This window comes from Nocardioides sp. Root140, from assembly GCF_001426745.1.
In the GTDB taxonomy this organism is placed as follows: Bacteria; Actinomycetota; Actinomycetes; order Propionibacteriales; family Nocardioidaceae; genus Nocardioides.
This window is the reverse complement of sequence record NZ_LMFI01000010.1, coordinates 1,325,556-1,342,220: the sequence shown is the minus strand read 5'-3', so window position 1 is coordinate 1,342,220 and position 16,665 is coordinate 1,325,556. Positions and strand designations below refer to the sequence as shown.

The window sequence follows — 16,665 nt, the reverse complement described above, 5'->3', positions numbered from 1 at the left end:
GCGTGGGCGTCGGCGAGGGCACGCCGCCACGCGGGGTGGCACACGGTCAGCCGTTGACGGGCCGGCGCGGTACGTCGACGGACACCGACTCCCACGTGAAGCCGTCGGGATCGGTGAACGCACCCGCAGCAGTGCCGATCACGACGCGGTGCGAGCCCTCGCCCTCGAGGGGCACACCTGCCACCTTGGCCAGCGCCTTGCGGCCGTTGAGGGCCAGCGTCACGCGACCGGCACCGGCCTCGAACTCGACGTACTTGCGGCCGAAGCTCTTCGCCACCTCCAGGCCCTGCTCCTCGTAGAATCTCTTGCTCGCCAGCACGTCGTCGGCGCCGATCAGCAGCACGACGGAGTCGATCCTGCGGGTCGCAGGGCCGTGGTTCTTCTTCGACGAGGAGGCGATCTGCCAGATCGTCCCGTCGGGGGCGCGGAGCACGCCGCCGTACCCCCAGAACGACTTGGCGACCGGCTTGAGCACCTCGGCGCCGGCCTCGATCGCGGTCTCGGCCAGGGCGTCCACGTCGGCGGGCTGGGAGGTGATGAGGGACAGCGTGAAGCCGCGGAACCCGGAGGTCGCGGCGTCGGTGGCGCGCAGCTGCAGCAGGCTGCCGGGTCCGGAGAGTCCGAACGCGGCGTCGTAGAAGTCGGTGGCGGTGGCGAGGTCGTCGACCTCGAGGGTGAAGGTGTCGATGGAAGTCATGCCCGCAACGCTAGGCGCGCCCCGCGGGCGGTGCTTCTCGATTCCTGACTGATGCCGCACTCGCGTCCGGGTCAGGTCGTCCAGCTCGCTCAGCGCGAGCCTCCTGTTCATTTCAACAGTCAGTTGACGCCTCTGGGGCGGCCGCTGAGCGGTGCCGTGCCCTGGACCCGGGCGAACTGCAGGTTGAAATGAACAGCTTGCTCATCTCGGGCTGCCCGCAACTCACTCACGTCGAGCGAGGAGTGATCATTCGAAGACGGCGACCAGCTGGGACTCGGCCGCGTCGAGGTAGGCGGCCAGGGCCTGCGCCGCGGCCTCGAACTCGCCGTCGGCGAGGTGGCCCAGGATGCGGCGGTTGTCGGTGAGGTAGGGCTCGTGGAAGGTCTGCGGTGCCGCCATCACGTGGAAGACCAGGCGCAGCTCGGCGAGCACGTGGCGCATCGCCTCGTCGACCCGCGGGCTCTGCGCGAACAGTGCGATCGCCTGGTGGAAGGCCATGTTAGCGGTGCCGACGTCGACCCAGTTCCCTTGTGTGGCTGAGGATTCTCCGTCTTCGACCGCTCGGCGCACGGCCTCGACGGCGGTACGGCGTACGGCCTCGTCGGTGCGGGTCGCGTGACGCAGCGCGCCGCACTCGAGGATCCGCCGGAACGCGTAGAGGTCGCGCACGTCGTCGGCGTCGAGCTTGCGGACGAAGACGCCGCGGTTGAACTCGTGGACCAGCAGGCGCTCGTGGGCGAGCAGCCGGAACGACTCACGCAGGGTGTTGCGCGAGACCCCGAGCGCTGCGCCGATGTCCTCCTCGGAGAGACGGGTTCCGGGGGGCAGTCGACCCTCGGTGATCCGGGCCCGCAGCACGTCGGCGACCCGGCGCGCGGTGCTGGCCCGCCCCAGTGAGGCGCGCTCGGCACCGAGCTCCTCGACCCACCCGATTCCCCGCTCGTTCGTCGTCACGCGGACAGTCTAGACAGATAGGGGTATTGACGAATTGTTCAACAATCCCTCATTCTGGTGTGACCCCCATCTCCACGAGCACAGCCCGAGGGCAGCGAACAGGTCAGACCGGACCCCGACAGCAAGGCGAGTTCCATGGACAACGGCACGACGACCACCCCACCGAACCCGGTGGCCGCACGGGCGGGACGCGGTGCCCTCCTCGGCGCCATGTTCCTGATGGCCACCAGCGCGATCGGCCCCGGCTTCATCACGCAGACCACGGTCTTCACCGAGCAGCTCGGCGCGGCGTTCGCGTTCGCGATCCTGCTGTCCATCGTCGTCGACATCGCGGTCCAGCTGAACGTGTGGCGCGTCATCGGCATCGCCGGGATGCACGCCCAGGACCTCGCCAACAAGGTCATCCCCGGCGCCGGCTGGTTCCTGGCCGTCCTCGTGTTCCTCGGCGGCCTGATCTTCAACATCGGCAACATCGGCGGCACCGCTCTGGGCATGAACGCGATGTTCGGCCTCGACGTGAAGATCGGCGGCACCATCTCCGCGATCATCGCGATCGGCATCTTCCTCAGCCGCCGCGCCGGCGTCGCCATGGACCGCATCGTCGTGGTGCTCGGCGTGCTGATGATCGGCATGGTGCTCTACGCCGCGATCGCCTCCGACCCGCCCGCGGGTGAGGCACTCAAGCAGACCGTCCTCCCCGACAGCGTGGACTTCCTGATCATCACCACCCTCATTGGCGGCACCGTCGGCGGCTACATCACGTACGCCGGGGCGCACCGCCTGGTCGACTCCGGGATCACCGGGACCGACAGCATCCGGATGATCAGCCGCGGATCGGTCACCGGCATCCTGGTCACCGGCGTCATGCGGGCGCTGCTCTTCCTGGCCATCCTCGGCGTAGTCTCCGGTGGCGTGGCACTGTCCGACGCCAACCCGACGGCGTCCGCGTTCGAGCACGTGATGGGCGACGTCGGCGTCCGTGTCTTCGGCGTGATCCTGTGGGCAGCCAGCATCACCTCGGTGGTCGGCGCCTCCTACACCTCCGTGTCGTTCTTCTCCGGTGCCTTCAAGGGCTCGAGCAAGAACCGGAACTACGCCGTCGTCGCGTTCATCGCGGCCTGCGCGGTCGCGTTCCTGGCCCTCGGCAAGGCGCCGGTCACGCTCCTCGTCCTCGCCGGTGCCCTCAACGGCCTGATCCTGCCGGTCGGCCTGGCCGTCATCCTGTGGGTTGCCTTCCGGCGTTCCGGCGACCTGCTGGGTGGCTACCACTACCCGAAGTGGCTGCTGGCGGCCGGCGTGCTCGTCTGGATGCTGACGATCTACCTCGGCTGGGAGTCGCTGGGCGGGATCAAGGACCTGTGGTGACCGAGATGACTGACCTGACGATCGACCTCAACGCCGACCTCGGTGAGAGCTTCGGCCAGTGGACCCTCGGCGACGACGACGCGCTGCTCGACCTGGTCACCAGCGCCAATGTGGCCTGCGGCTTCCACGCCGGAGACCCGACCGTGCTGCGGCGTACCTGCCGGGCGGCCGCCGACCGCGGCGTCGTGATCGGCGCCCAGGTCGGCTACCGCGACCTGGCTGGCTTCGGCCGCCGCTTCATCGACGTGGCGCCCGACGAGCTGACCAACGACGTGCTCTACCAGATCGGCGCGTTGGAGGCCTTCGCCCGTGTTGCCGGCACGAGCGTGCGCTACGTCAAGCCGCACGGCGCGCTCTACAACGCGATCGTGCACCACGAGGAGCAGGCGGCCGCGGTCGTCGACGCCGTACGCCGCTATGACCCCAGTTTGCCGGTGCTCGGCCTGCCCGGGTCGGCGTGGCTGCGCCTGGCCGACGAGGCCGGACTCACCACGGTGCCCGAGGCGTTCGCGGACCGCGCCTACACCCCCGAGGGCACGCTGGTCTCGCGCCGCGAGCCCGGGGCGGTGCTGCACGACCCGACCGAGGTGGCACAGCGCTGCGAGCGCATGGTCACCCGCCACGAGGTCGAGGCCGTCGACGGCTCCGTCGTCGAGGTGCGACCCGGATCCCTGTGCGTGCACGGGGACAGCCCCGGTGCGGTGGCGATGGCGACCGACGTACGCCGCCGCCTCGACGAGGCCGGTGTGCGCATCGCGCCGTTCGTCGACGGGCCGGGCTCGTGAAGCTGCTGCCCTGTGCCGACCAGGGCATCCTCGTCGAGCTGGCCGACCTCGACGAGGTGCTCGCGTTGTACGCCGAGCTGGTGGACGCACCACCCGAGGGCGTGGTCGACCTGGTGCCCGCGGCCCGCACCCTCCTGCTGCGCATCGACCCGCAGCGCACCGACCTGCGCCGGGTCGCCCGCGCCGTGCTGGCCGCCGACCCGCGCAGCGGCACCCGGCCCGACGCCGGCCACGTCGAGGTGCCGGTCACCTACGACGGCGAGGACCTGGCCGAGGTGGCCCGCCTGACCGGCCTCGGCGAGCGCGGCGTGATCGAGGCCCACACCAGCCAGGAGTGGACCGTCGCGTTCTGCGGCTTCGCTCCCGGCTTCGGCTACCTCGTCGGCACCGACGACAGGCTCGAGGTGCCGCGCCGCAGCACGCCCCGCACGAAGGTGCCGGCCGGCGCCGTGGCCCTGGCCGGCGAGTTCACCGGCGTCTACCCGCGCGAGTCGCCGGGCGGCTGGCAGCTGATCGGGCACACACCGGTCCAGGCCTGGGACCTCGACCGTGACCCGCCGGCCCTGCTCTCCCCGGGCATCCGCGTGCGCTTCGTGGAAGCGTGAAGTGATGTGCACCCTCGAAGTCATCACGCCGGGTCCGTTGGCCACCCTTCAGGATCTCGGCCGCCCCGGCCTGGCCGCCCTCGGCGTCGGGCAGTCCGGAGCCGCCGACACGCACGCCTTCGGGTTGGCGAACCGGCTTCTCGGCAACCCCGCGGAGGCCGCGGCCATCGAGGTCACGTTCGGCGGGCTCGAAGTGGCGGCCCGCGGCGGCGGCACCTACGTCGCGTTGACCGGGGCACCGTGCCCGATGACGCTCGACGGTCGCCAGGTGGCCGCGAACTCCGTGATCTGGATGCCTGACGGCGCCACGCTGCGCCTCGGCGTACCGACCAGCGGGCTGCGCAGCTACCTCGCGGTGCGCGGCGGCTTCGACGTGCCACCGGTGCTGGGCTCACGCTCGACCGACGCGCTCGCCGGGGTCGGTCCGGACCCGCTGGCCGAGGGTGTCACGTTGCCCGTCGGCGCCCCGACCGGCGAGCTGCCGGACGTCGACCTCGCGCCGGTCTGCCCGCCGTCCGACGACGAGGTCGTGCTGCGCGTCGTGCCCGGCCCGCGGGCCGACTGGTTCACCGACGAGGCCCTCGCCGCCCTGGTCGGCGGCTCCTACGAGGTCACCGCCGAGAGCAACCGGATCGGCATGCGCCTGTCCGGGGAACCGCTCGCGCGTGCTGTCGACGGCGAGCTCTCCAGCGAGGGCATGGTGCGCGGCGCCCTCCAGGTGCCGCCGTCGGGCCAGCCCACCCTCTTCCTCGCCGACCACCCGGTCACCGGCGGCTACCCGGTGATCGCCGTGGTGGTCGCCGCCGACCTGCCGCTCGCTGCGCAGGCCCGCCCCGGGCAGCGCGTCAGGTTCACCCGCACGACCGTCCCTGGAGGAGACTTCGATGACCTCTGATCTGCCCGCCCCGGTCCTTCCCGAACAGCCGGCGTCCCTCTCCCCGGAGGCGGCGCGCGCCCTGTTCCGCGGCGGGCTCCGGGTGCCGACCTCCGGCTGGAGCGCCGGCTGGACCCAGGCCAACCTGATCGCGTTGCCGCGCGACCTGGCCTACGACTTCCTGCTCTTCGCGCAGCGCAACCCGAAGCCCTGCCCGGTGCTCGACGTGACCGAGGTCGGTGCGTCCAGCAGCCCGCTCTTCGCCGGCGACCTGCGCACCGACCTGCCGGCGTACGTCGTCTACGAGCACGGCGAGCCGGTTGCCGAGGTCGAGGACGCCACCGAGTTCTGGCGCGACGACCTGGTCGCGTTCCTGATCGGCTGCTCGTTCACGTTCGAGGCGGCCCTCGGTGAGGCCGGCGTACCGGTGCGGCACATCGAGCAGGGCCGCAACGTGCCGATGTACCGAACCTCGGTCGACTGCCGCCCGGCCGGCAGCCTGTCGGGGCCGATGGTGGTCTCGATGCGGCCGGTCCAGGCCGCTCAGGTGGCGACCGCGGTGCGGGTGACGTCGCGCTATCCCTCCGTGCACGGGGCGCCGGTCCACGTGGGCGATCCGGCCGCTCTCGGCATCACCGACCTCGACGCGCCCGACTTCGGCGACCCGGTGGAGATCCGCGCCGGGGAGGTGCCGGTCTTCTGGGCCTGCGGCGTCACCCCGCAGGCGGCCGTCATGGCGTCGCGACCGCCCTTCGCGATCGGGCACGCGCCCGGCCACATGGCGATCACCGACGCCCGCGACAGTGCCTACCTCGTGCCCTGACCCACGAGCGCCAGCTCGACCAGGCTCCGGGCCGCGGCGTGCGCGGCTTCCGCGGCGCCGGCGGCACCGGCGATGGAGTAGGCGACGATCGCACCCTCGTGCAGGCTCAGCAGCTGGACGGCGAGTGGTTCGGGTTCCGCGATCCCTGCGTGGGTGAGGGTCGTCCGGAAGTGGTCGAGCAGCCAGGTCTTCTCCTCCACGATCACGTCGCGGCCGGGGTGGTCGGCGTCGTGCAGCTCTCCGAAGGCGTTGATGAAGCTGCACCCGCGAGCGCACTCGTCCAGCCAGAGCGGGAGCACGTCGAACGGCACCAGGACGCGGGAGACGGGGTCAGCGCCGCCCTCGTCGAGGCGGGTGGCGATCATCGAGCGCCAGCGACGGTCCCGTGACTGGAGGTAGGCCGCCACCAGGGCGTCCTTGGAGCCGAACCGGTCGTAGAGAGTCCGCTTCGTGACCCCGGACTCGGCGGCGATGGTGTCCACGCCGACGGCGTGGATGCCCTGCTCGTAGAAGAGGGTCGAGGCGGTGTCGAGGATTCTCCGGGCACCCGGCGTCAGTGAGTCGAGGTCGACCGTGGGGGTGGCGGGCATTCTCCGAATCTCCTTGCATTCACAGATCTGTGTACTTAGGGTGGAAGCAACTTCACAGATCAGTGTACCAAGGAGGAGTGATGGGACCGAGGATGCGACTGCTCAACAGGTGGGTGCGCGAGTTCGCGGCCGGCGTGGACGCCGGTCATGCCATCCGGCACGGTCGTCGGGTGCCCGCCGACTCCGCGGCCAGGCACCACCGGCCCGGACGGGGAGCGCGATGGGACAGCTGAGGTGGCGCAGGCGGATGACGACCCTGATCCCGCTGTACGACGCCCTGGACGCCTTGGGCGATGCCGGGACGATGGGGCGACACGAGGGCATCGTCCCGCTCGACGCGGTGGTCGGCAGTGCGGCACGCGCCCAGGACTTCGACGAGGACTTCGGTCTCACCAACCCGGCGTTGCGCGGCCGGCGGGACGGGCTGGCCGCGATGCTTCGTGCCGGTGAGCCCCTGGGGCCGGTCGACCTGGTCCAGCTGGGCGAGCTCTACTTCGTGCGCGACGGGCACCACCGCGTCTCGGCGGCCAAGACCCTGGGCTGGGACAGCCTGCCGGCGAGGGTCACCCGAGTCTGCACGGTCGCCTACGCGATGTGCTGCCTGCGCAGGTCACACCTGCCCAGCAAGGCGGCCGAACGCAGGTTCCTGGAGCGCGTGCCGCTGCCCGACGACGTACGCCGTGACCTGTGGCTCGACGCCCCCGCCGACTGGGCCCGGCTGGCGGACTCGGCCGAGGCGTGGGCGCATCGCACACGCGGCAGCAGGTGCGGGCCGGTCACGGTCTCCGACCTCGCGGCAGCGTGGTGGCGCGACGAGGTGGTCCCGGTCCTCGACCGGCTGCGCCCTCGAGTCACGCCTGACCTGCGCGACGTGCAGGTCTACGTCACCGCGCTCGCGGCGCGGGATCGACTCGGGACGCTGGACTGGCCCGAAGACCTCGACGAGCTTCTCGCCACGAATCGGCGGTCCTGAAGCAACCCTTTGCCGGGGTCGCGTCTCGAACCATGATGAAGACCGACCCACGAGGAGACCGATGTTCGGGAGCACGAGGAGTGCCGCCCGCGAGGGCTACACCGCCTTTGCGCAGGAGTCGCAACAGCGACTCTTCCGGCAGGCCTACCTGCTCGCCGGTGACCGAGCCGGCGCCGAGGACCTGGTGCAGAGCACGCTCACCGCGTTGTACGTCGCCTGGCCGCGCATCAAGGACCCCGCGCCGTACGCCTATCGCACCCTGTTGCGCGAGTTCCTGCGCACCAAGAAGCGCGGTGACCGCGAGCGGGAGCTGCACCGACTCGGTGACGGCGCGGTTCCCGACAGGGACCCGTCGCGCTCGCTGACCGTGCTCGACGCGCTGGCCGCGCTGCCGGACCGGATGCGGGCGGTGGTGGTGCTGCGCTACTGGGAGGACCTCAGTGTGGAGCGCACCGCCGAGCTGCTGGGCACCAGCACCGGGAACGTGAAGTCGACCGCGAGCCGCGGGCTCGCCCGGCTGCGGGACCTCCTGGGTGAGGGCTTCGAGGAGCACGCCGGGGCAGCCGCGCCGGACGTGCCGACCCGTGTGAGAGAGGACCTCCGATGACGTCACCTGAAAACCTGCGCGAGCGGATCGCGCACGAGCTCGACACCCTGGCCCCGACCGACGTCGTGGCCCGGGCCCGGTCGGCGGGCGAACGGCGGCTGCGCCGACGTCGGGTGAGCACCGGCGTGGCCGTGCTGAGTGTGGCGGCCCTCGCGGTCGGTGGCCATGTGGTCGGCACGAACGACCCGGCACCCGGTTCCGATGACCGGGACCAGAGCGTGGCCGTCGATCCGGCCACCGCCCCCGACCTGCGTGACACCGCGACGGCGGTCATCGCCGATGCCCGCGCCGACGGCAAGGTCAGCGAGGAGGAGTGGAACGACGTCCTCGATGCCACCTTCGACGCCCTGCTGCCGAAGCGCTTCGACGGCGTCGACCAGGTGCACCGGCGTGACGGGATCACCGTTCTCCGCACGCGCGGCGACAATCCTCGCTTCGACTCGGGCATCGGGATCCAGGGCTACGAAGGCGCGCGCTCACAGCAACCCGGGTACGGCGGCTGCGACGGCCTTCGTGAAGTCGCCGCCGAGGCCAACTTCACGTGGGAGATCGTCGACTGTGCGGACGGCACGACCGGTGGGGGCAAGCTGGTCTACCTGGCCGACCGCGAATTCTCCGCGCTCGGCAACTACTCGTCGAACGACGAGTCCGACCCGGATGCTCCCGTGGGTCATGGGGCAGCGGTGATCGTGCTCGGCGACAACTTCTTCCTCGAGTGGGGGATGTTCGCTCACCCCGACGAGAACGCACAGATCACGTTCACCGCCGACGAGATGGCAGCGGTCGTCAAGGACCCGCTGTTCCTCGACGCCGCCGAGGCCGGGACGATCTACTTCGCCCAGCGGCCGCGCGACCCCCGATCGGCGACGGTGGACGTCGACCCGGTCTGGCCCCGCTGACCCGGCCTACTGGTCGGCCCGGCCGCGCAGGCGGGGAAGCACGATCACGGGCACCGGTGAGTGGCGCAGGATGCGCGCGGCGGTGGAGCCCAGGAACACGCTCGCCATCGGCCCGTGCTGGCTGGAGCCGATGACGAGCAGGTCACCCTGCTGCCACTCCGGCACGCGGACCGTGTCGGACCAGCTCTCGGCCTCGGCAATGCGGGTTCCGGCCACTGTCACGTCGCGCGCCCGCAGTCGGTCGGCGATCTCACGGTGCGCCTGGGCGACCTCCTCCCTCCATGCGCGGACCACACCGCTCGACACGAACGCGGCGTTGGCCGAGCGCTGACGCACCAGGAACGTCACGATCTCCACCTCGACGCCCAGGTGTCCGGCGAAGGCGGCGACCTGGTCCGCGAGGGCCACGTCGCCGCGGGTCGGCTCGACGGCGAGCACCACCCGGCGTACGTCGCCGTCGTCCTGGTAGCCGCGGGGCGCCAGTGCGACCGGCACCGCCGAGCTGTGCACGAGGCGGTCGGTCGTGCTGCCCAGCGAGATCCGGCCGACTCCACCGACTGTCGCCGACCCGGCGACCAGGAGCTCGGCGTGGCGGCGGGCGCCCTCGTCACGCAGCACCTGCGGCACCGAGCGACCGGTGCGCACGACGGTCTCGGCGGTGACCTCCGCGGGCAGCACCTCGCGGGCCGCGGCGATCGCCTCCTTCGCCGAGCTCTGCAGGTGCGCGCGCCACTCCGCGTCGACGTGGTGGGCGTCGCGCAGACCGGGTGCGTCAAAGGCGTCGTGCACCACGCAGCACAGCACGAGCGGCAGGCCGGTGGAACGGGCGAGCTGCCCGGCCAGGCGGAGGCCCGCCGTGCTGCGGACATCGGGACCGAAGCCGACGACGATGCTCACGCGGTCGCCTCCTCGGCCTCGGCCTTGGCTCGCTTGCCGACCCGGGAGTGCCGGAACCCGTAGAACGCATAGACCACGAAGCCGAGGAGCAGCCAGACCAGGAAGCGCAACCAGGTCTCGACCGCGAGGCTGGCCATCAGCCCGACGCAGCACACCACGGACGCGATCGGCACGAGCGGCACCAGCGGCGTGCGGAACGGTCGCTTCATCTCCGGCTGGGTACGGCGCAGTACGGCGACCGCGACCGAGACCACGACGAACGCGAACAGGGTGCCGATGCTGACCATCTCGGCCAGGACCGAGATCGGGATCAGGCCGCCGAGAAGGGCCACCGCGCCCACCGTCAGCGACGTCATCAGCACCGGGGTGCCCCACGTCGGGTGCACCCGGCTGAACACGGGTGGCAGCAGGCCGTCGCGGGCGATCGCGAACCCGATCCGGCCCATCGCGACGAGGTCCACCAGGATCACCGAGCTGAGGCCGGCGACGGCCGCGATGCCGACGAGAATCCCGGCCCAGGCCAGGCCGACCTGGTCGAACACGTCGGCGACGGCGTCACCCTCGGACAGGTTCTTGTAGCTGACCATGCCGGTCAGCACCAGGCACACGCCGACGTACAGCAGGGTGCAGATGCCGAGGGTGCCGAGCAGGCCCATCGGCATGTCGCGCTCGGGCTTCTTGGTCTCCTCGCCGAGGTTGGCCACCGCCTCGAAGCCGCTGTAGGCGAAGAAGACCACGGCCGCGGCGACGAACACGCCGGCGACGCCGTACGTCGAGGGCTCGATGCCGGTGACGAACTGCCACAGCGGGGCGGTCAGGGAGCCTGAGTCGCTGTCGCCGGGCCGGGACTTCGGGATGAACGGGGTCAGGTTGTCGGTCTTGACGTAGAAGAAGCCCGCCGCGATCACGAAGAGGCAGACGATGACCTTGATCGCGACCAGCCCGTTGGTCACCCACTTGGACTCGCGGATGCCGCGGATCGCGACGTACCCGAGCACGAGGGTGATCGCGATCGCGCCGACGTTGATGACCGAGCCCTCCTCGCCGAACCACTTCTGCGGGAGGTCGAAGACCCCGGCGACGTAGCCGGACCAACCGCGGGCCACCACCGCCGCACCGAGGGCGAACTCGAGGATGAGGTCCCACGCGATGATCCAGGCGAAGATCTCGCCGATCGTCGTGTAGGCGTAGGTGTAGGAGCTGCCCGCGGTCGGCACCGCCGCGGCCAGCTCGGCGTAGCAGAGGGCGGCCAGCAGGCTGACGAAGCCGGCGATCAGGAAGCTGATCACCACCGCCGGGCCGGCGTTCTCCTTCGCCTGCAGGCCGGTGAGGGTGAAGATGCCGGTCCCGATCACGATGCCGATGCCGAACCCGATCAGGTCACGAGCCGTGAGGTCCTGCTTGAGGTGGCCTGCGTGCTCGTCCTCGGGGTCTGCCTCGTTCTGGTGGATGACGTCGTCGACGTGCTTGGTGCGAGTGAGGTCCGAGAGTCTCATCACTCGACGGTAGGACATACCAAGCAACTTCCGCCACGTTCGGGCGGCCTCGCCGCGTCGCCCCGGAGCTCGGCCGGAAGTTCGGCCGGGAGCTCAGCCGGGGGCGTCTCCAGGGTCCTCCAGGGTCAGAGGCCCGGGCGTCGGTAGGTCAGGTGCGTGACGTGCCGGGTGTGTCGCACCGACGCGATCTCGAGGGCGATCGGTGGCACGCCGGCGAAGACTCGCGAGCCCTCGGCGACGGGGTCGCCGGCGGTGAACGGCACCACGTGCAGTCGCAGCTCGTCGATCAGGCCGAGGGCCAGGCACTGGTTGACCGTCTGGGCGCCGCCGGTGACCGACACGTTGCGGTCGCCCGCCTGTGCCTTGGCCTGCGCCATCGCCGACTCGACGCCGTCGGTGACGAAGTGGAACGTGGTGCCGCCCTCCATGGGGATCGACTCCCGCGCGTGATGGCTGACCACGAAGACCGGCCCGTGGTAGGGCGGGTCCTCGCCCCACCAGCCCTTCCACTCGGGGTCGTGCTCACCCCTGCCGGCGGTGAACATGTTGCGTCCCATGACGAAGGCGCCGGCGTCGACGATCGCGGCGACCTCGGCCGCGTTCTCGTCGCCGTGCTCGAACATCCAGGCGTGCAGCTTGTCGACGGGGAAGTCGCCGAACGGCTGCTCGAGTCGCTGGTTGGGTCCGGACGAGTAGCCGTCGAGGGTGATGCCGAGGTCTGCGTGGACGAGGCCCATGTGTTGCTCCTTGGGGGTGGTGGTGGGTCGAGCGCTGGGTGGGTGGTGGGTGGAGCGCTGGGTGGGTGGTGGGTGGAGCGCCGGGTGGGTGGTGGGTGGAGCGCCGGGTGTTCAGAGTGTCCTTGCGAGTGTGCCGAGGCCGGGGCCGGTGAGATCGTCGAGGGCGCCGGTTCGTCGGGACACGGCCAGGAGCAACGAGAGCGCGGGACCGGTGACCTCGGGACCGTCGCCGATCGACAGGTCGGCGTCGGTTGCCAGGAGGCGTACGCCGGACACCGCCTCCCTGGCTCCACCGAACGCGCCCTTCGTGCCGACCTGGTGCAACAGCGCGCGGGCCACTGCGGCGACCGGGTAGGCGCGGGTGATGCCCAGAGGGCGGCGGATGTCCTCGCCGTGCACGATCTCCTCGACGATCCGGCTGTCGAGCGGCGCGGGCGGGGTCGACGTACGACCGATCACCTCGCGGAGGGCCGACAGGGTCTGCTGCGGAGTGGCGCCCCTGTGCCGTCGTACGCCGTCGGCGTTCTGCCGGTCGAAGTCGAAGCGGGCGCGGGCCATGGTGGCCAGGAACCCCAGCCGGGTGGTGCGCGCGACGTCGACGAGGTGGGCGGCGACGTCGTGCACGCTCCAACCCGTGCACAGCGACGACTGCTCCCACTGGGCATCAGTGAGGCCCTCGAGGTCCGCGACCAGCGCGGCCCGCTCCGTGTGCACGATCGGCCAGACGTCTCCCACGATCACTCCTCCTCCGGAACCTTTGGCGATCAGACCACGGGTGCCGGCAGAAATCATCGGCCGAGCTGCGCAGAACCTCGTGAATGCACGATTCCTGTCGCGTTTCGGAGAGAACCGGACAGGAATCGTGCGCTCAGGAACAGAGCGGGAGCTCGGGTCGATCAGCCCTTGGTGAGTCAGCCCTTGGCGAGCAGGTCGTCGATCTGGTTGATCGCCGAGCTGGCTCCTTCGACGACACCCATGTCGAGCACCTGCTGCAGGGCCTCGGCCGACGCGTAGGTCGCGACGTACGTGGCCTTGGTGCCGGCCTCGGTCGGCGCGAGGGCGTAGACGTTCGTCGAGACCGGCATGCCCTCGATCACGTTGAAGTCCTCGTCGGCGAAACCGTCGACGAAGCTGAAGCTGTGGGGCTCGTCGACCTCGGTGATCTCCCAGAAGCCGGCGTGCTTCTCGCCCTCCGGCGAGGTCAGGAAGTACGTCGTACGGGCGCCGGGGCGCAGCTCGTGGTCGACGAAGGTGGCCGGGTAGGACGGCGGGCCGAAGACCTGCTCGAGCTGGCGCGGGTCGGCGTACACGTTCCACACCCGCTCCACCGGGGCGGCGAACTCGGCGTGGATGGTGAGGGTCAGGTTGTCCAGGTCGTGGCTGACGTCGGTGACGGGCATGGTTCTCATTCCTTCGATTCTTTGGGTGGCGGGGGTGGGGTGGCGGGGGATTACTGGGGTGGGGTGGCGGGGGGAGAACTGGGTGGGGTGGTGGGTGTCTTGAGCAGTTCGTCGATCCGGGCGATGCGGCCGCGCCAGACGCCTTCCAGCTCGGTGAGCATGGAGCCCACCGAACGGATCSCCTCGACCTCGCCGCTCGCCAGCTGCTCGCGACCATTGCGTCGCTTGCTGATCAGGCCGGCTCGTTCGAGGACGGCGACGTGCTTCTGCACGGCCGCGAAGCTCATGTCGTACGACGACGCGAGGGCGGTGACCGAGTGTTCTCCGGCCAGCACCCGCCGCAGGATGTCGCGGCGGGTCCGGTCGGCCAACGCATGGAACATGGCGTCTGCCCTGTCCTCGTCGGCGTCCCGGTCCCGTGTCGTCATGGAAGAAACATACAACCAAGTGGTTGTACGTTGTCAAGGGGTTGTCCGAAGTTCCCGGTGATCACGAATCGAGAAGCGCGGTTCCCGGTGTCCTGCTTGGATTGGGGCTGGTTGGACTGCACCGCCCGAGAGATGGAGAACGATGACCCAGCACGTCGCCGACACCCACGACCTGATCCGGGTCCACGGGGCTCGGGAGAACAACCTCAAGGACGTCAGCATCGAGCTGCCCAAGCGCAGGCTGACCGTCTTCACCGGGGTCTCGGGCTCGGGGAAGAGCTCCCTTGTCTTCGCCACGATCGCGGCCGAGTCGCAGCGCATGATCAACGAGACCTACAGCACCTTCGTGCAGGGGTTCATGCCCAACCTGGCCCGCCCCGAGGTCGACAACATCGAGGGCGTGACCACCGCGATCCTGGTCGACCAGGAGCGCATGGGTGCCAACGCCCGCTCGACGGTCGGTACGGCGACCGACGCCAACGCCATGCTGCGCGTGCTGTTCAGCCGCATCGGTGACCCGTTCATCGGGCCGCCGACCGCCTTCGCGTTCAACGTGCCGACCCGCAGGGCCGGCGGCGTGATGAGCACCGAGAAGGCCGGCGGCAAGGTCGAGAAGAAGGTCGTCAAGAACGCCGTCTACCTCGGCGGCATGTGTGCCGAGTGCGAGGGCCGCGGCACCGTCTCCGACCTCGACCTCGCCGAGATCTACGACGGGTCGAAGTCGCTGGTCGACGGCGCGATCCTGGTGCCGGGCTACACCGCCGACGGCTGGATGGTCGCCGCGTTCAAGGTCGCGGTCCCCGCCGACGTGCCGATCTCGAAGTTCACCGACGAGCAGCTCCAGGACTTCCTGTACGCCGAGCCGCGCAAGGTCAAGGTCGACAAGATCAACGTCACCTACGAGGGCCTGATCCCCAAGATCCGCAAGTCGATGTTCAGCAAGGACGTCGACTCGCTGCAGCCCCACATCAAGGCGTTCGTCGAGAGGGCCGCGGTCTTCGCACCGTGCTCCGCCTGCGACGGCACCCGGCTCAACGAGGCCGCCCGCTCGTCGAGGGTGAACGGCAAGGGCATTGCCGAGGTCTGCTCCATGCAGATCACCGACGCTGCCGAATGGGCCCGCGGCATTGACGACAAGTCCGTTGCCCCGCTCCTGGCCAACCTGCTCCACCTCTTCGACTCGTTCGTCGAGATCGGCCTCGGCTACCTCTCGCTCGACCGTCCCGCCGGCACCCTGTCGGGCGGAGAGGCCCAGCGCACCAAGATGATCCGGCACCTCGGCTCGGCGCTCACCGACGTCACGTACGTCTTCGACGAGCCCAGCATCGGCCTCCACCCGCACGACATCGCGAGGATGAACAAGCTGCTCCTCGAGCTGCGCGACAAGGGCAACACCGTGCTCGTGGTCGAGCACAAGCCGGAGACCATCGAGATCGCCGACCATGTCGTCGACCTCGGGCCCGGCGCCGGCACGGGCGGCGGCACGATCTGCTTCGAGGGCGACCTCGACGGGCTGCGCACGTCGGACACGCTCACCGGCCGGCACCTCAGCTATCGCGCGGCCCTGAAGGACGAGGTGCGCCAGCCGACCGGTGCGCTCGAGATCCGGGGCGCCTCGACCCACAACCTCCGCGACGTGGACGTCGACGTACCCACCGGGGTGCTGACCGTCGTCACGGGTGTCGCCGGCTCCGGAAAGAGCTCGCTGATCCACGGGTCGATCGCCGGGCGTGACGGCGTGGTGGTGATCGACCAGGGCGCGATCAAGGGGTCGCGCCGCAGCAACCCCGCGACGTACACCGGACTGCTCGAGCCGATCCGCAAGGCGTTCGCCAAGGCCAACGGCGTGAAGCCGGCGCTGTTCAGTGCCAACTCCGAGGGTGCCTGCGAGAGCTGCAACGGCAACGGCATGATCTACACCGAGCTCAGCTTCATGGAGACCGTCGCGACCCTGTGCGAGGAGTGCCAGGGCAAGCGCTTCCAGGCGTCCGTGCTCGAGCTGACCTTCGGTGGCCTCAACATCGCCGAGGTGCTCGACCTCCCGGTCACCGAGGCCCACGCGTTCTTCGTCGAGGGTGCCGCGAAGACCCCCGCCGCAGCCGCGATCCTGGGCCGACTGGAGGACGTCGGGCTCGGCTACCTCAAGCTCGGCCAGCCGCTGAACACCCTCTCCGGGGGCGAGCGCCAGCGGATCAAGCTGGCCATGCGCATGGGCGAGAAGGGCGGCGTCTACATCCTCGACGAGCCCACGACCGGCCTGCACCTGGCCGACGTCGAGAACCTGCTGCGGCTGCTCGACAGGCTCGTCGACTCCGGCAAGTCGGTGATCGTGATCGAGCACCATCAGGCCGTGATGGCGCACGCCGACTGGATCATCGACCTGGGTCCGGGGGCGGGTCACGACGGCGGCTCCGTGGTCTTCGAAGGTACGCCGGCCGAGCTCGTCACCGACGCGAGGACCCTGACCGGCGAGCACCTGGCGGCGTACGTCGACAAGTCGTGAAATCGATGCCCGTCCTTACTTGACTCATTCAA

At 70.3% G+C, this 16,665-nt stretch carries 19 protein-coding genes; 10 read left to right on the top strand and 9 right to left on the bottom strand.

Annotated elements, in window-relative coordinates; genetic code table 11:
• Positions 1-46: 46 nt before the first annotated feature.
• Together ASD30_RS16705 and ASD30_RS16700 are read right to left on the bottom strand one after the other, a co-directional pair.
• Entirely contained in the window at positions 47-697 is a 651-nt protein-coding gene (locus tag ASD30_RS16705; protein ID WP_056683797.1) for a glyoxalase, read from the bottom strand.
• A 246-nt stretch (positions 698-943) separates the two neighbouring features.
• Positions 944-1,651, bottom strand: coding sequence for a GntR family transcriptional regulator (locus ASD30_RS16700; RefSeq protein WP_056683794.1), 708 nt, complete (start codon positions 1,649-1,651; stop codon positions 944-946).
• Positions 1,652-1,786: 135 nt separating this feature from the next.
• Here ASD30_RS16700 and ASD30_RS16695 point away from each other — a divergent pair, with 135 nt between their 5' ends.
• Genes ASD30_RS16695 through ASD30_RS16675 form a run of 5 tightly spaced genes read left to right on the top strand, consistent with a single transcriptional unit; the run spans position 1,787 to position 6,103 of the window.
• Complete coding sequence (locus tag ASD30_RS16695) at positions 1,787-3,016, top strand: NRAMP family divalent metal transporter (protein ID WP_056683792.1); 1,230 nt, start codon at positions 1,787-1,789, stop codon at positions 3,014-3,016.
• 5 nt (positions 3,017-3,021) lie between these two features.
• Entirely contained in the window at positions 3,022-3,801 is a 780-nt protein-coding gene (locus ASD30_RS16690) for a LamB/YcsF family protein (protein ID WP_056685162.1), read from the top strand.
• A complete protein-coding gene (gene pxpB / locus ASD30_RS16685) occupies positions 3,798-4,406 on the top strand; it encodes a 5-oxoprolinase subunit PxpB (protein WP_056683788.1) in 609 nt (202 codons plus the stop codon). The genes ASD30_RS16690 and pxpB overlap by 4 nt, the downstream gene beginning before the upstream one ends.
• Positions 4,407-4,410: 4 nt before the next feature.
• The gene (locus tag ASD30_RS16680) at positions 4,411-5,301 is read left to right on the top strand and encodes a biotin-dependent carboxyltransferase family protein (RefSeq protein WP_056685159.1); all 891 of its coding nucleotides are present in this window, start codon (positions 4,411-4,413) and stop codon (positions 5,299-5,301) included.
• Positions 5,291-6,103 carry a putative hydro-lyase gene (locus ASD30_RS16675; protein ID WP_056683785.1) on the top strand — a complete coding sequence of 271 codons (813 nt, stop codon included), beginning with the start codon at positions 5,291-5,293 and terminating at the stop codon, positions 6,101-6,103. The genes ASD30_RS16680 and ASD30_RS16675 overlap by 11 nt, the downstream gene beginning before the upstream one ends.
• On the opposite strand, the gene ASD30_RS16670 is transcribed toward ASD30_RS16675, so the two are convergent.
• Positions 6,088-6,693, bottom strand: a complete 606-nt coding sequence (locus ASD30_RS16670; protein WP_056683782.1) for a TetR/AcrR family transcriptional regulator — start codon at positions 6,691-6,693, stop codon at positions 6,088-6,090. The two genes, ASD30_RS16675 and ASD30_RS16670, sit on opposite strands and share 16 nt — an antisense overlap.
• Positions 6,694-6,773: 80 nt before the next feature.
• Between ASD30_RS16670 and ASD30_RS26680 the strand changes: the two genes are divergently transcribed.
• The 4 genes from ASD30_RS26680 (at position 6,774) to ASD30_RS16655 (ending at position 9,172) form a co-directional block, all read left to right on the top strand.
• On the top strand, positions 6,774-6,926 hold the full coding sequence (locus tag ASD30_RS26680) for a hypothetical protein (RefSeq protein WP_156388754.1): 153 nt from the start codon (positions 6,774-6,776) through the stop codon (positions 6,924-6,926).
• A gap of 14 nt (positions 6,927-6,940) precedes the next feature.
• Positions 6,941-7,666: a ParB N-terminal domain-containing protein gene (locus ASD30_RS16665; RefSeq protein ID WP_056683779.1), complete on the top strand. Its 726-nt coding sequence runs from the start codon at positions 6,941-6,943 to the stop codon at positions 7,664-7,666.
• Between the two features lie 61 nt (positions 7,667-7,727).
• Positions 7,728-8,273: a SigE family RNA polymerase sigma factor gene (locus ASD30_RS16660; RefSeq protein ID WP_056683776.1), complete on the top strand. Its 546-nt coding sequence runs from the start codon at positions 7,728-7,730 to the stop codon at positions 8,271-8,273.
• Entirely contained in the window at positions 8,270-9,172 is a 903-nt protein-coding gene (locus tag ASD30_RS16655) for an anti-sigma factor (RefSeq protein ID WP_056683773.1), read from the top strand. Before ASD30_RS16660 ends, ASD30_RS16655 begins: the two co-directional genes overlap by 4 nt.
• 6 nt (positions 9,173-9,178) lie before the next feature.
• Here the strand turns inward: ASD30_RS16655 and ASD30_RS16650 are convergent, their stop codons facing one another.
• The 6 genes from ASD30_RS16650 to ASD30_RS16625 form a co-directional block, all read right to left on the bottom strand.
• Complete coding sequence (locus ASD30_RS16650; RefSeq protein WP_056683770.1) at positions 9,179-10,069, bottom strand: universal stress protein; 891 nt, start codon at positions 10,067-10,069, stop codon at positions 9,179-9,181.
• Positions 10,066-11,565, bottom strand: a complete 1,500-nt coding sequence (locus tag ASD30_RS16645) for an APC family permease (protein WP_056683767.1) — start codon at positions 11,563-11,565, stop codon at positions 10,066-10,068. The genes ASD30_RS16650 and ASD30_RS16645 overlap by 4 nt, the downstream gene beginning before the upstream one ends.
• Before the next feature lie 125 nt (positions 11,566-11,690).
• Complete coding sequence (locus ASD30_RS16640) at positions 11,691-12,302, bottom strand: dihydrofolate reductase family protein (protein WP_056683764.1); 612 nt, start codon at positions 12,300-12,302, stop codon at positions 11,691-11,693.
• Between the two features lie 111 nt (positions 12,303-12,413).
• Entirely contained in the window at positions 12,414-13,037 is a 624-nt protein-coding gene (locus ASD30_RS16635; protein WP_056685157.1) for a maleylpyruvate isomerase family mycothiol-dependent enzyme, read from the bottom strand.
• A gap of 176 nt (positions 13,038-13,213) precedes the next feature.
• Positions 13,214-13,711 carry an SRPBCC family protein gene (locus ASD30_RS16630; protein ID WP_200950092.1) on the bottom strand — a complete coding sequence of 166 codons (498 nt, stop codon included), beginning with the start codon at positions 13,709-13,711 and terminating at the stop codon, positions 13,214-13,216.
• 41 nt (positions 13,712-13,752) lie between these two features.
• Entirely contained in the window at positions 13,753-14,130 is a 378-nt protein-coding gene (locus ASD30_RS16625; protein ID WP_056683758.1) for an ArsR/SmtB family transcription factor, read from the bottom strand.
• Positions 14,131-14,272: 142 nt separating this feature from the next.
• Here ASD30_RS16625 and ASD30_RS16620 point away from each other — a divergent pair, with 142 nt between their 5' ends.
• Positions 14,273-16,633: an ATP-binding cassette domain-containing protein gene (locus ASD30_RS16620; RefSeq protein WP_056683755.1), complete on the top strand. Its 2,361-nt coding sequence runs from the start codon at positions 14,273-14,275 to the stop codon at positions 16,631-16,633.
• The last annotated feature ends 32 nt before the right edge of the window (positions 16,634-16,665 follow it).